The 12,695-nt window shown below is 70.8% G+C and carries 12 protein-coding genes; 2 read left to right on the forward strand and 10 right to left on the reverse strand.

Going from position 1 to position 12,695, the window contains the following annotated elements; translation table 11 throughout:
* Nucleotides 1-186: 186 nt before the first annotated feature.
* From SD460_RS42710 to SD460_RS42720, 3 genes are read right to left on the reverse strand one after another with little or no spacing between them, the layout of a single operon-like run.
* Nucleotides 187-930, reverse strand: a complete 744-nt coding sequence (locus tag SD460_RS42710; RefSeq protein ID WP_290060178.1) for a ferredoxin reductase — start codon at nt 928-930, stop codon at nt 187-189.
* Nucleotides 900-1,499, reverse strand: a complete 600-nt coding sequence (locus SD460_RS42715; protein WP_290060176.1) for a sulfite oxidase-like oxidoreductase — start codon at nt 1,497-1,499, stop codon at nt 900-902. The genes SD460_RS42710 and SD460_RS42715 overlap by 31 nt, the downstream gene beginning before the upstream one ends.
* Nucleotides 1,500-1,528: 29 nt before the next feature.
* Entirely contained in the window at nt 1,529-2,137 is a 609-nt protein-coding gene (locus SD460_RS42720; protein WP_290060174.1) for a pentapeptide repeat-containing protein, read from the reverse strand.
* Nucleotides 2,138-2,413: 276 nt separating this feature from the next.
* Here SD460_RS42720 and SD460_RS42725 point away from each other — a divergent pair, with 276 nt between their 5' ends.
* Nucleotides 2,414-2,668: a hypothetical protein gene (locus SD460_RS42725; protein ID WP_086865576.1), complete on the forward strand. Its 255-nt coding sequence runs from the start codon at nt 2,414-2,416 to the stop codon at nt 2,666-2,668.
* A gap of 82 nt (nt 2,669-2,750) precedes the next feature.
* Nucleotides 2,751-3,557 carry an LmeA family phospholipid-binding protein gene (locus SD460_RS42730; RefSeq protein WP_318307633.1) on the forward strand — a complete coding sequence of 269 codons (807 nt, stop codon included), beginning with the start codon at nt 2,751-2,753 and terminating at the stop codon, nt 3,555-3,557.
* A gap of 124 nt (nt 3,558-3,681) precedes the next feature.
* Here the strand turns inward: SD460_RS42730 and SD460_RS42735 are convergent, their stop codons facing one another.
* The 7 genes from SD460_RS42735 to SD460_RS42765 all read right to left on the reverse strand — a co-directional run bounded on the left by SD460_RS42735 (nt 3,682) and on the right by SD460_RS42765 (nt 12,688).
* Nucleotides 3,682-4,242, reverse strand: coding sequence for a hypothetical protein (locus SD460_RS42735; protein ID WP_290060172.1), 561 nt, complete (start codon nt 4,240-4,242; stop codon nt 3,682-3,684).
* Nucleotides 4,239-5,843 (reverse strand): substrate-binding domain-containing protein, encoded by a 1,605-nt coding sequence (locus tag SD460_RS42740; protein WP_290060170.1) that lies wholly within the window; start codon nt 5,841-5,843, stop codon nt 4,239-4,241. Before SD460_RS42740 ends, SD460_RS42735 begins: the two co-directional genes overlap by 4 nt.
* Nucleotides 5,840-6,967 (reverse strand): toxic anion resistance protein, encoded by a 1,128-nt coding sequence (locus tag SD460_RS42745; protein ID WP_290060169.1) that lies wholly within the window; start codon nt 6,965-6,967, stop codon nt 5,840-5,842. Before SD460_RS42745 ends, SD460_RS42740 begins: the two co-directional genes overlap by 4 nt.
* A gap of 1 nt (nt 6,968) precedes the next feature.
* Complete coding sequence (locus SD460_RS42750) at nt 6,969-8,042, reverse strand: hypothetical protein (protein ID WP_290060167.1); 1,074 nt, start codon at nt 8,040-8,042, stop codon at nt 6,969-6,971.
* 82 nt (nt 8,043-8,124) lie between these two features.
* Nucleotides 8,125-9,618, reverse strand: coding sequence for a carboxylesterase/lipase family protein (locus SD460_RS42755; RefSeq protein ID WP_290060166.1), 1,494 nt, complete (start codon nt 9,616-9,618; stop codon nt 8,125-8,127).
* Complete coding sequence (locus SD460_RS42760; RefSeq protein WP_290060165.1) at nt 9,618-11,039, reverse strand: ATP-binding protein; 1,422 nt, start codon at nt 11,037-11,039, stop codon at nt 9,618-9,620. Before SD460_RS42760 ends, SD460_RS42755 begins: the two co-directional genes overlap by 1 nt.
* On the reverse strand, nt 11,036-12,688 hold the full coding sequence (locus SD460_RS42765; protein ID WP_290060164.1) for a response regulator: 1,653 nt from the start codon (nt 12,686-12,688) through the stop codon (nt 11,036-11,038). The genes SD460_RS42760 and SD460_RS42765 overlap by 4 nt, the downstream gene beginning before the upstream one ends.
* Nucleotides 12,689-12,695: the final 7 nt, after the last annotated feature.

Below are 12,695 nucleotides of genomic sequence, written 5' to 3' on the forward strand. Positions count from 1 at the left end.
GTGCTCCGCTCGGCGACCACGCGGGCGGTGCCGATGGTCGCGGCTCGGGCCGACGTGGGCGGGCGGCGTCGTCAGTCGCGGCTGAGGCCGAAGTGCGCGGCCGGTGGAACGGAGTTGCGGCTTGGGGCGATGTGGCGGGCGATGCCGGTAGTCGCGGCTGGGGGCCGACGTGGGCGGGCGGTGCCGTCAGTCGCGGCTGGGGCCGAAGCGTTCCGTTCGGATCTGGTGGGGGTCGTGGCCGAGGGCCAGGAGGATGTCCGCGGCTGTTTCGACGAAGGCTGTCGGGCCGCAGATGAACGTTGTCGCTCCGAACTCTGCGGGCCAGGCTGCTGTGTTGAGGGTCGCCACGTCGATTCGGCGGGGGATGCCTGGGCGGCCTTCGGGGAGTTCGCGCGTGTAGACGTACGTGATGTCCAAGCCCGCCACCGGGGTGCGGAGTTCGTCGGCGTAGTACTGCTCTGCCGGGGTGCGCAGGGAGTAGATCAGCTTGAACGGGGTGCGGACGCCGGCCGCGCGGCGGGCGCGGATCATGGCCATCAGGGGGACGATGCCGGAGCCGCCCGCGATGAGGAGGACTGGCTCCGGGTTCTGGGGGTGCCAGGCGAACCAGCCGCCGATGGGGCCGCGGATCTCGATCGGGTCGCCGATCGCGTACGGGCCGGTGAGGTGCTCGGAGACTTCGCCGTCGGCGACGCGCTGGATCGTCAGCTCCACGCGGTCGCCGTTCGCGGGGGCGGCCAGGGAGTAGCTGCGCTGGGCCCGGTAGCCGTCCGCGGCCGTCAGGCGGACGTCGACGTGCTGGCCCGCCAGGTGTCCTGGCCAGCCGGGCAGGTCGAAGACGAGGGTGCGGGCCGTCGGGGTTTCGTCGCGGATTTCGGCCAGGCGGGCGACCCGCCAGGCTAGTCGCCCTGATACCGCTGTTCGCGCCATGGATCCCCGTAGTCGTGGTAGCCGACGTTCTCCCAGAAGCCCGGCTCGTCCCGGGTCTTCAGCTCCAGCCCGCGCACCCACTTCGCGGACTTCCAGAAGTACAGGTGCGGCACGAGCAGCCGCGCCGGGCCGCCGTGCTCGGGCGTCAGCGGCTTGCCGTCGTACTCGTAGGCGATCCAGGCCTGGCCGTCGAGCAGGTCGGCCAGCGGCAGGTTCGTCGTGTAGCCGCCGTAGGAGTGGACCAGCACGTAGTCGGCCTCGGTGTCGAGCCCGCCGACCAGCGTGTCGATCGCGACGCCGCGCCAGCGCGTGTCCAGTTTGGACCACTGGGTGACGCAGTGGATGTCCACCGTGGGCTTTTCGCTCGGCAGGGCCATCAACTCCGCCCAGCTCCACGTGTGCTTGTCACCCTTTTCGGTGGTGACCGCGAACTCCCACGTCTCGGTGCGCACGCGCGGCGTCGGCCCGGCGGACAGCACCGGGAAGTCCTCGGCCAGGTACTGCCCGGGCGGCAGGCGCGGGTTGCCACTGCGGGCGCGGCCCTGGAAACCCGGTGTCACGACACCCATGCGGCACTCCCTTCGCGGTCGAGCCGAGACTACGCCCGGACCTGCAATCCGAGCGACGTGACGAGCACCGCAGCCTGTTCGGGTGACACGATCGCGCCGGCCAGCTCGGCGTTCAGCGGGTCGAGGGCCGAGAGGTCGCTGCCCCGCAGGTCGGCCCGCGGCAGCTTGACCGCGTGGAGCAGCGCCGCCGACAGGTCGACGTCGGTGAACACCGCGGCGCCGCCGTTGGCCCCGGTCAGGTCGGCCTCCCGCATCCGGACGCCCTGGAAGGTGACCGAGCGCAGGTCGGCCCCGGCCAGGCCGGCGAACGACCAGTCGCCGCCGGTGACCCGCAGCGGGCGCAGCTCGCACTCGGTGAACGTGGCGCCGACGAGCTTGCAGCCGGTGAACTCGGCGTCGAAGAAGTTGCACCGCTTGAACGCGCAGCCGGTGAACGACGAGTCCAGGTGCCGCGACGCGTTGAAGCGCACGTTGCCGAACACGCAGTCGGTGAACACGGAATTCCGCGTGACGGCCTCGGAGAAGTCGACGTCGTGGAACTTGCACCGCACGTAGTGGCGGCCGGTGATCTCCTCTCCGTACCAGTCGTCGCGGGAGAACCGCTGCTCTTCGACGGGATCCTGCGTGGCCTCGGACACTCGGTCAGGCTAACGGCAGGCTTGGCACCGATGACGTGTGCCGCAACGGATCTGCCGGCCCCCGGCCGTCGTGCAGGACTGGACTGTCGGCCGGCTTCTTGGCGACGCGGGCGGTTGGCCGGAACCTGCTCACCACCCGTATCCGAAGCAGGGCGGAGAGCAATCGGGCGCGGCCAAACGGCGCAATCTGGGGCCTGGAGCGTTTGATCTGTCACCCGATCCGGGAATTTTCGCGGCATGTCTCCTTGGCGAACCACCACCAGACGGAACACGGCCGTGCGGGTCATCACGGCGATCGGCGCGATCTTCGCGGGGATCGAAGTTCTCTACATGATCATGGTGCTCGCCGGCGCCAACGCCGGCAATGCGTTCTTCGTCTTCATCAAGTCACTGGCGGTTCCTCTCGCCTTGTTCTTCCCGGGGCTGTTCCCGGTCAGCAACCCCAGCCTGGCCGTGATCCTGGACTTCGGCCTCGCCGCGGTGTTCTGGCTGGTCGTGACCGGCATCATCGCCCGCTTCGCCGGCCGGTGACCGGCGGCGGCCCGCCGCTTTCGGACGACCGTCGGGCCACCCGCCCTCGGCATTCGCAGTGTCCTTCGGCGACACTGGACGGATGAGCGACGGCAGGTGGTTCGACGGCTGGTCGGCCGAGCTGGCCGGGCTGGCCGCGGCCGGGCGTTCGCTGCTGCCGAACGTCCCGGTCACCCCGGCCGCGGTCGCGCGGACCGTCACCGAGCAGCTCGTCGGGCGGCGGCTGACCGCGAAGGTCGATGACCGCGAGGTCGGCCTGACGCTCACGGAACTCGACTACCCGGCCGGCAGCCTCCGGCTGGCCACCGGACGGGTCGGCGACGTCCGGATCGTCGCCGAAGACGTCGACTGGCCCGAACCCGAAGGCGGCAGCATTCCGCTGCGCCGGGTCACCGTGCTCGCCGAAGACGTCCGCCTCCGCTCGCTGCCCACGCCGGCCGCCAAGCCGGCCCGGGTCGAGCTGCAGATCGCCGTGTCCGCCGACGTGCTGCGGGAACGGGTGGCGAAAGTCCGCCCCGGCATCGTCGCCGCTCCGGCCGGAAGCGGGCTCCTGCAGATCCACTGGGCGAAGCGCCCCCTCTGGGGCCACTTGACCCTGCGGCCCCAGGTGGCCGACGACGCCGTCGTGCTCGTGCCGCAGACCCTCCACATCGGACAACGACGACTACGGCCGCCACGCCGCTTCCAGCCCATCGTGCTTCCCCTGCCGGAACTTCCCCCGGGCATAAAGCTGACGAAGGTGGAGCCACGGGAAGACGAACTGGTGCTGCACACCGTGGCGGAGGAGTGGCCGGACCGGCTTTCCCGCATCCCGCTGCCCGACCTGCTGAGCTGGCTGACCACGGCTGCCGTGACGCTGACGCTGCCCAAACTCGGCGCTCGTTCATGACTCTCCCTCGCGTGTCGTGAGCCGGTAGTGGCCCTCGACAGCCAACGTACTCGAACGTCCGTTCGAACACATCACTCACACGGGTAGAGCCGGAAAAGCGTTGCACGGCAACGGAAAGCCCTGATCAGGCGTCCCGGTCCCGCAGATACCGGGTGTGATCGGCCTGCCAGTCGAGCTCGGTCGCGTAGCACCGCTCGGCCACCCGGTGCGCCTCGGTCTCCAGCAAACCGAGCTGTGCCACCAGTTCCTCCCCCGCGCTCGCGCGCCGCGCCGCGAACCACCACGGGAGGTTCAGGTACGTCTGCACCGACAACGGCAGGTCGGTCCCGGCCAGCCGGACGACGGCGTGGTGCAGGTCGGGGTCGGCCGCGAGCCGGTCCGGGTGGGAAAGCAGGTCGGCGAGCACCTCGGCGATCCGCCGCACAGCGTCCACAGAGGACGGCGGGAGCCGCGAAGCGGTCACCGAGGAAACCAGCGTCTCCAGCGAAGAGCGCAGCTCAGCCGAGGTATCGGGTACCAGCCGCACCTTCTCCCCCGGCGCGAGCAAGGCCCCCGCCAGGTACAACGCCACCACCACGAACGGCCAGAACCACCCGACCACCCCCGTCAGGTACAGCACGACGCCGATCAGGCCGCCGACGCAGCCGGCGAGGTTCTTGGTGGAGCCCAGATAGCGCAGCATCATTGGTACCCGCGGATCTCCTTGAACACGTCGGACAACGGGGTTTCGCGCCCGTCGAACACCTTGCCGCCGGTCATCGTCGCGACCTGCGTCAGCTCGTCGTTGCTCCCCTCGCCGAACAGCACCGTGAACACCGGCACCTGCTTCACCGACGGCGGGATCGACCCGAACGCGAGCTTGAAGTCCGCCAGCGAAGAGCCGTTCGCGTTCTCCCCGTCGGTCATCAGCACGATGGAGGTGAACCGGTCGGGATCGCGGGCCTGCACCGGTTCCAGCTCGCGGTACGCCTCCGCCAGGCTGTCGTAGATCGCCGTCCCGCCGTTCGCGGTCAGACCTTCGGCGAACGCCTTGATGCGCGCCAGCTCGCCCGCGGGGTCCTGCTCCGGCACGGTGAACGTCGTGGCCCCCGACGGGCGCGTGCTGAAGGGCAGCATGATGACCTCCTCGCGGCTCCGGAAGCGCCGGTACCGCCCGGTCAGCGAGGTGTCCGCCCCCGTCAGCCCGGCCAGCGCGGTCCGCAGCGAGTCGATCCGGTCGCCCTTCATCGACCCGGACGTGTCGAGCACGTACAGCGTCCGCGACGGGCGGCGGATCTTGTCGAAGTACGCCCGGAGCAGCGCGTCCACGGCCTGCTGCGTCGCCGGGAACGGCAGCTCGACGAGGTCGTGCGCGGCGAACCGCGGCCCCAGCGCCACACCCGGCACGACCGGCCGCCGCTGGGTGGTCTCCATGATCCGCTTCTGGACCTCGGCCGTCCGCAAGTAGTCCGACAGCCGCTGGTGCGCCGACCGCGCGTCGTCACCGGCGGAAGCCAGCAGGGAGAGCGGGTAGTCCGCCGTGACGACGCCGTCGCTCGGGTAAACCAGCGTCAGCGGCGCGGGCAGCTTCCCGGACGCGTTCGCCGACAGCAGCACCGACTCGTAGTTGATCAGCCCGTCGACCGGGTCCGGGCCGGTCGCGCGCCGGACGTAGGCGTCCGACAGCCACCCCGAAGAGCCGGCCGAAAGCGCCTGGGCGCTGAAGAACTGCGTCAGCTGCGGGGTCACCGAAGCGATTTGCCGGGCGTCGATCGCGTTTCCCGCCCCCGCGAGCGCCGAAGCGACGCCGACCAGCGCGGAGAACCCGGAGTTCGACGCCGACGGGTCCGTCATGCCGTAGCTGAACGCCTTCTTCCCGGCCTGCGCGGCGATCTCGCCCCAGCTGACCGGCTTGCCCGCCCAGCCGAGCCGCTGCGCGACCGGCGCGGCCAGCCCCAGCACCACCGGCGAGCTCATGATCTTGACCTGGTTGCCGAGCCGCTTCGCCGCCTCGGGAAGGCCGGCGAGATATCGGTTCGAGGAGAACCACACGGCGTCGTACTTGCCGTCGACGCCGCCGTTCGCCAGCGCTTCGGCGCCTTCCAACGTGCCGGTGAAGGTGAACTTGACCGTCACCCCGGTGGCGCGAGCGGCCTCGTCGAGCACCGGCTGCATGTCCGCCAGTTCGCTGCCCGCGAGGATCCGCAACGTTCCCGGCTCGGGATCCCCCAGCGGTGCGGACGGTGCGGCGTCGGAACAGCCGGCCAAGAGAACCAGACCCAAAGCCAGCGCCAGGACCTTCCTCATGCTTCCCCCTCGTGCGAACGCCGCAGGTGGTCTTCGGCGCGGCGGATCTCCCCGGAAAGCGACTCAACGGTCGCCGCCATCGAGCGGACGGCCTCGGCGCGGAACCCGTCGATCGCGTCGATCGAGGCGTAGATCCGGTCGAACGACTGCCGGATCGTCTCGGTCGCGACAGCCGGGTCGCTGCTCGCCTTGCGGATCTCCGCGGACTGCAGCGTGAGCAGCTCCGAGTTCGCCCGGATCAGCCCGTCGGTGGTCGCCTGCAGCGCCGCGACCTCGTCGAGGACGTCGCGCTGGCTGGCGAGAGCGCCACTGACCAGCAACGCGACCCGGAGCGCGGAGACCGTCGTCGACACCGCCCGTTCGACGCCGCGGATCAGCTCGTCGTTGTTCTTGCGCACCAGGTCCAGCGCGAGGTAGCCCTGCGCGCTGACCGCGAGCTGGGTCAGCAGGTCCTGGTGCCGCTGCCGGATCGGGTACAGCACGTCCCCGCGCAACGCGGTGGCACGCCCGGGATCCGTCAGGTCGAAGACACCGGCCTGGGCTTCGATCGCGCCGTCGACGGCCTCGGCGAGGGCGGCCGCTTCGGCGAGCCTCCCCATCACCTGCCACAGCCGCTCGCGTTCGCGCTTGATCGAGGCGTTGTCGCGACGCAAGACGTCCTGGCGGCCCCGCAGGTCGACGACCAGGGCGTTGACCGGCTCGTTCGCCGCGCGGTACCGGTCCAGGGCCCGCTTCGCGCCCGCGGCCACCGGGAACAGGCCGAGCAGCTTCCGCCCGGTCAGCGGCAGTTTCGCCGGGTCCAGCCCGGCGACGGTCCGGCGCAGGCTCGCGAGGCTCGTGGTGACCCCGTCCGGCGGCGACGCCGTACTGCGCAGCGACCGGTCGAGCAGCGTCCCCGCGACGCCCGCCGCCGCGCGCATGTCGGCCTCGCCGACGGTCAGCAGCTCGTCGAGCAGGTCGGTGAACTCCGGGGAGCGGACGTCGAGGGCTTCGAGCCGGGCCGCGAACTCCGAAGCGCGAACGGAGACTTCCGACCGCGTGTCCTCGCTGAGCGTGACGAGCCCGGCGGCGCGCTCGACGGGGATCGCGTCGACCGGTTCGGGCGGGCTGAGCGCGAAATCCATGTCAGTACTGCTTGCCGACGGCGTCGAGCAGCCGCTCGAGCGTCTCGAACGTCGGCGGCTCGACGGCGTCCACCAGGTCGGCAGGCACGTGGGCCGGCGCGGCGACCTCGGCGAACAGCTTCGGATCGGTCGTGCGGAAGCCGAAGGTGGCGGCGAGCTTGCCCAGCTCCGGGTCGGTGGCGAGCAGCTGCCCGACCCGGTCGCCGTCCGGGGTGAGCGGCACCAGCGTGTGCTTCGAGTACACCGTCGGCGCGGTGTAGAGCAGGCGCATGTCCGGCCGGATCGAACCGTCGCCGCGCACCACCCGGTCGACGAACTGCGACTCGTAGATCAGCGCCAGCGGCGTCTTGCCCATGCCCGCCGACAGGTAGTCCTCGAACGGCCCTTCGGTGCTGTTCTGCGTGTACCCCTGGTCCAGGAACAGCTTCGCCACCGACGGGAGCACCGCCGCCTCCTGGCCGGGCGTGCTGACGACGGTGTTCCCGTTGGCCACGAAGGAAACGATCGACAGGTACATCGCCGCGGAGTTCGATTCGCGCGGGTCGGTCGTCGTGACGAGGACGTTCTTGCGGGCCGGGTAGGCGGTGTTGCCGGGCAGCTGGTCCCAGCGCGTCCCGGCCTTCGCCAGGTCCAGGTACTTCGCGATGTCGAGGACGTCGTAGTCGCCGGCTCCCCTGCGGACGACGCCGTTCGCGCGCAGCAGCGCCACTATCGGTTCGAAGCTGGCGACCGCCATCGGCGACTGGAACGGCGTGTACACCGTCGTCACCTTGCGGTCGCGCTGGATCCTCTGCGCCGCGGGCGAGGACGAGGGGAACGCGAAGGCGTACTTCCCGAGGTCCACAGTCGTCGCGATCTGCCGCGAACCCGCGGTGTCCACTTCGACCTTCAGGCCGTGCCGCGCGAAGGCGTCGACGACGCGCTGGTCGGTGAAGAACGCCTGCTTCTCCGAGCCGATCACCCCGCGCACGGTCGCCGTGGAAGACGCGGTGCCGTCGCCACGGCCCCAGATGATCACCCCGACGACGGCCAGCACGAGCACCACGGCCAGTCCGATCGACACCCGGCGTTTCACGAGCCACTCCCCTCGATGGGCCTTCGCTCATTGGACGCGGGAGCGAGGCCGTTCGAAGTGAACGGCGGGTGAAGGAACGGTCTCAGGTCACCGGGAACCAGGTCCCGGACGCCCATTCCGCGTCGCCCCAGGCCTTCCACTCGTCCGGCCGTGGGTCGAGCACCAGATCGGTGTCTTCCCGGAAAACCAGCACCGGGCGCAGTTCGGGCCCGTACGACGGCCATTCGGGGCCGTCCGCGTCGGCGACGCCGTCGCGGATGAACCGCACCCAGGCGCGGTGGATGAGCAGCGCGGCGCGCTCCCGCTTGGGGTTGACCGCGATGGCCTGGTCGAACAGCGGCATCGGGACCTTCCACGCCATGGTCGTCTCGGTGCCGTGGCCGCCGTCGAGCTGCTCGGGCACACCGGGCGCGGCGATGTCGATGCGGTAGCGGAACACGGGCGCGTGCGCGGACTGCGCGTCGGCGAGGCGCTGCGTCGGGATGCCGTAGCGCTCGTCGCCCATCGCGGCGATCTTCGCCGATTTCAGGTCGGGGACGCGGCGGAGGTAGGTGTCGAGGAGGTGCGACGCGCGTTCGCCGCCGAGGATGCCTTCGAGCACCCCCGAAGCCGGCGCCGTCGCGACGTCGTCGCCGAGCATCAGCGCGTACGTGCTGCCTTCGTTGCTGTTGCAGCCGATCAGCAGCGGGACCCCGGCCGCGCTGCCCCGCCGGATCGGTTCGATCGGCACCTCGGGCAGCACCCTCGGGTGCAGGGTCGGGCGCCAGAGCCACAGCGCCTGCAGCCCGGTGAGGATCCGTTCCTGCGCCTCGACGAACTCCTTCGCCGGCAACGCGCGCAACGCGTCCACGTCGTGGCAGCCGACCTCGTCGAGGAGCCGCCGCGCCAGCGCCGTCCCGGCTGCCGGCGTCGCCACGTGGTCGGCGCCGCCGCTGCTGCTGATCCCTTGGGCGAACAACCCCGCGGACAGCGGGCTGCCCATCAGGTTCCCGAGGCTCTTCGCACCCGCCGAGACGCCGTAGACGGTGATCCGCGCCGGGTCGCCGCCGAACGCGGAGACGTTGCGGCGCACCCACTTCAGCGCCTCGATCTGGTCGAGCAGGCCGCACACCCCGGCGTCCGCTTCGGCGTCGCCGAAGATCCCGGCGAGGTGCAGGAAACCGAGCGAGCCGAGCCGGTAGTTGATCGTGACGACGACGATCCCGGCGCGCGCGAACTCCTCGCCGTCACCCAGCTGCTCGCCGTGCCCGACGCGGTAGCCGCCGCCGTGCAGCCAGAACAGCACCGGCCAGCCGCCTTCGGGCGCGGGGCCTTCGGGCGTGCAGACGTTGAGGTACAAGCAGTCCTCGTCGCAGACGGCGGACGGGTTCATCGGGTCCGGCGACTGCATGGCGTGCGGCCCGTACTCGGTGGCGACGTGCACGCCACCGGACAGCGACGGCGGCCGCGGCGCCCGCCACCGCAGCTCGCCGACCGGCGGGCGGGCGTACGGGATCCCGCGCCAGACGCGGACGCCGTCCCCCGCCAGCCCCACCAGCGCCCCGAGCTCGGTCGTGACCGTCGGGACGGACACCATCAGAGCGAAGCCTGCTCGACCGTCGGCAGGCAGACCTCGAACCGGGTGTTGCCGGGTTCGGACTCGACGCGCAGGTCGCCCTGGTGCCGTTCGACGACGATCTTCCACGAGATGTCCAGGCCGAGCCCGGTGCCTTCGCCGACCGGTTTGGTGGTGAAGAACGGCTCGAAGATCCGCGGCTTGATGTCCGCCGGGATGCCGGGGCCGGTGTCGCCGATCTCGACGCGGACCTGGTCGTTCTGGCCCCAGGTGCGCAGGGTGAGCGTGCCCTCGCCCTTCATGGCGCCGATCGCGTTGTCGATGATGTTCGTCCAGACCTGGTTCAGCTCGCCCGCGTACGCCGGGATCTTCGGCAGGCTGCGGTCGTACTCCTTGACCACCCGGACGCCGTCGCCGATCTTGCCCGCGAGCATGACCAGCGTGGAGTCGAGGCCGTCGTGGACGTCGACCCACTGGTGCGGCGCCCGGTCCATCTGGGAGTACTGCTTGGCCTTGCCGACCAGCGCCGAGATGCGCGTGGTGGAGTCCTCGATCTCGCCCATCAGCATCTCGGTCTCGAGCGCGTAGGCGAGCCAGCGGACGGCGCCGTCGATGAAGGTGTCGCCGACCTGTTCCAGCACGTTGTCCAGGTCGGGCGTGGTCAGCCCGGCGCGGACGTAGATGTCGGCGAGGTCCCAGCCGCCGTCGATGCCGCGGTCGTCGAACCAGTCGGTGATCTCGTCTTCGCGATCGGCCTGCTGCATCGCGGTCAGCTTCGGCGCCTGCGCGACCTGCTTGACCAGGCGTTCCTGGACGTCGATGAGCTGGTACAGCAGCTCCGGGTCGATGTCCTTCTTCGCCAGGAAGGCCAGCTTGTGCCGCATCCCGGCGACCCGCTCGCGCAGAGCGGACGTCGCCCGCACGGCGGCCGCGGCCGGGTTGTTCAGCTCGTGCGTGAGGCCGGCCGACAGCTCGCCGAGGGCCAGGAGCCGGCGCCGCGAGCCGATCACGGTGTCGCTGTTGCGCCAGCCGAGGTACATGCCCTCCAGCAGGTGCGTCGCCATCGGGAACCACCTGCGGAACTCGACGGAGAACTCCTTCGACGGCAGCGCGAGCAGCGTGACGTCGGAGAGCGCGTGCACCGTCGTGCCGAACGTGTGCTCGGTGTCCTGGTGCACGAAGAACTGCGTGGCCCCGAAGTACGCTCCGCGCTGGTCGGACCGGTTGGTCTCCACCTCGGTGCCGCTGACCATGCGCGTCATCCGGATCGCGCCGTTCAACAGGACGTAGAAGCAGGTCGCTTCGCCGCCCTCTTGGATGACCACGCTGTCGCCTTCGTACTCCTCGAGCACGGCGTTGGCGGCGATCCAGTCGAGCTGGTCTTCGGAAAGGTGTTCGAACAGGAAGAGCCCGCGAAGCTCTTCCCGCGGCAGTGCGCTCATTGTTCCTCCAGGTACCGGTGTACCAGCGTCACGGCCATCGCGCCCTCGCCGACCGCGGAGGCCACCCGCTTGACCGACTGGGACCGCACGTCGCCGGCCACGAACACGCCGGGGATCGACGATTCGAGGTAGTGCGGATCACGGTCGAGCGGCCAGCCGGCCGGCCGCTGACCGGCGGTGAGCAGGTCCGGACCGGTGCGGACGAAGCCGTGCTCGTCGCGGTGGATCGTCTCGCCGAGCCAGTCGGTGCGCGGGGCGGCGCCGATGAAGATGAAGAGGTGGCCGGAGTCGACCGTCTCGGTGACGCCGTTCTCGCACAGCGTCAGCCGCTCGAGGTGGCCGTCGCCGTGGGCCTGCTTGACCGTGGTGTGCGTGCGGACGTGGATGTTCTCGATGCCGGCGATCTGCTCGATCAGGTAGTGCGACATCGAGGCCTCCAGGGAGGCGCCGCGCACCAGGATCGTGACGTCGCTGGCGTGGCGGGAGAAGAACACCGCGGCCTGCCCGGCCGAGTTGGCGCCGCCGACGATGTAGACGTGCTCGCCCTTGCACTCGGGTGCTTCGGTCGCGGCCGAGCCGTAGTAGACGCCGCGGCCGGAGAGCTCTTCGATGCCGTCGGCCTCCAGGGCGCGGTAGGTGACGCCGCTGGCGAGGATCACCGAGTGCGCGGCGATCTCGCTGCCGTCGCCGAAGGTGATCACGCGGGACGAGCCGCGGGCTTCCAGGCCGACGACGTCGCGCGCGGTCAGCACCTCGGCGCCGAACTTCTGCGCCTGGCGCCGGGCCCGGTCGGTCAGCTGCGCGCCGGAGACGCCGTCGGGGAAGCCGAGGTAGTTCTCGATGCGCGAGCTCGTGCCCGCCTGGCCGCCGGTGGCCTTCTTCTCGACGAGCACCGTGCGCAGGCCCTCGGACGCGCCGTACACCGCGGCGCCGAGGCCGGCCGGGCCGCCGCCGATCACGACGAGGTCGTAGAACTCCTGGGCCGGGCGGGTCGACAAACCGACCGCGTCGGCGATCTCGCCGCCGCTCGGGTTCTTGAGCACGGCGCCGCCCGGCGTGACGACCACCGGGATGTCGGCTTCGGTCGCTTCGGCGGCCTGGAGCAGGCGCTTGCCCTCGTCCTCTTCGACCGAGTACCAGCGGTACGGCACGGCGTTGCGGGCGAGGAAGTCGCGCATGTGGAACGAAGGCGACGAGTACTTGTGGCCGAGGAGCTTGACCTCTTCGACCGGCTTGTCGCCGACCGCGCGCCACGTCTCGACCAGCGCGTCGATCACCGGGTAGAGCTTCTCCTCCGGCGGGTCCCACGGCTTGAGCAGGTAGTGGTCGACGTCGACGACGTTGATCGCCTGGATCGCGGCGTCGGTGTCGGCGTAGGCGGTCAGCAGGGCGCGGCGGGCGTGCGGGAACAGGTCCATCGCCTTCTCGAGGAAGGCGATGCCGTCCATCTGCGGCATCCGGTAGTCGGCGAGGATGGCCGCGACGGCGTCGCCGCGCAGCTTGATCTCGCGCAGTGCTTCGAGCGCGTCCATGCCGGAGTCGGCACGGATGACGCGGTAGTCCTTGCCGTAGCGGCGCCGCAGGTCACGGGCGACCGAGCGGGACACGGCGGGATCGTCGTCGACGGTCATCAGGATCGGCTGGCTCACGAGGTGC

The sequence above is a fragment of the Amycolatopsis solani genome (assembly GCF_033441515.1).
GTDB classification, from domain to species: domain Bacteria; phylum Actinomycetota; class Actinomycetes; order Mycobacteriales; family Pseudonocardiaceae; genus Amycolatopsis; species Amycolatopsis solani.